This window comes from Neisseria sp. P0009.S007, from assembly GCF_051962515.1.
Map to the genome: position 1 here is coordinate 1 of NZ_JBQCVF010000622.1, position 935 is coordinate 935.

General features: G+C 36.3%; 1 protein-coding gene and 1 pseudogene. Both read left to right on the forward strand.

The window, feature by feature from the left end:
- Positions 1 to 73 precede the first annotated feature (73 nt).
- Complete coding sequence (locus tag ACTHS3_RS15230) at positions 74 to 532, forward strand: hypothetical protein (protein WP_440368398.1); 459 nt, start codon at positions 74 to 76, stop codon at positions 530 to 532.
- 152 nt (positions 533 to 684) lie between these two features.
- Positions 685 to 935 (forward strand): annotated as a pseudogene (locus ACTHS3_RS15235) (lysophospholipid acyltransferase family protein); the annotation flags it as partial.

Below are 935 nucleotides of genomic sequence, written 5' to 3' on the forward strand. Positions count from 1 at the left end.
TTAATTTGAATTTCCTTTCTTATTTTATATGCCTTGCGTTTTCGAATTATTTTTTTTTTGAAAGTAAATTCCTATGGACAATATTTACATTAAAAAAAATGAACACAACTCTAAAAAAGAGCTGAAAAAAGATTCGAGACCTTCTAATAGGTTCGCATCTTTTATATCATTAATGATAGTAATTGCTGCTTTTTTTATGGTTATTGTGCCTAAGAAAACAATTAAGGTTGAAAACAAGACTGGAATACCAGCCTCGTCTATACCTTATGAATTTGCAGGTAACGGTTGGAAGTCATATTTAAAACTTACTTTTACATCAACAGGTCCTAGAATAGAAAGAACGATTTTTTCACCACAAGGTGAAAGAAGTTTTGCTTTTTTCATAGGAACGTATTGTGGAAGCAATGTTTGTTTTTATGATCAAGAAACAGATTCTGACGTAGTAATCAGCCGTATTGATGATGAATCAATACAGTATGATGCATCTTTCAGAAAAAAAGGAGACAAACAAACTCTTGTTTTTTCACATTAACCACCAAAGAAGCCTTCGGGCTTCTTTTTTTTGGTTAAGCTGTATATATATCATCAATCTGAGTCATAATTTCCAGTGATTTTGATAAAATCAAAATCACCCAGACGGCCTGTTTCGTTTACAATCTGCTCACTTCATTTTGGTAAAACCTTATGCAAACGCTTGTTACCTTTGTTTTTAAATTTTTGGCCGCGCTGCCTTTGGTTTGGTTGCACAAATTAGGCAACCTGCTCGGTGGTTTGGGTTTCCGCGTGTTGTCGAAAGATCGTCGAAGGGTATTCGAGAACATGAAACTTGCCGGATTGAACCCGACGGACGAGGCGGTGAAAAAAGTTTTCCGTGAAACGGCAAAAGGCGGCTTGGAATTGCCGGTGGCGTTTTTCAGACGGCCTGAGGAAATTGA

Excerpts from the sequence above, each read along its gene's own strand:
- ACTHS3_RS15230 (WP_440368398.1), top strand. The coding sequence starts at position 74 with ATGGACAATATTTACATTAAAAAAAATGAACACAACTCTAAAAAAGAG.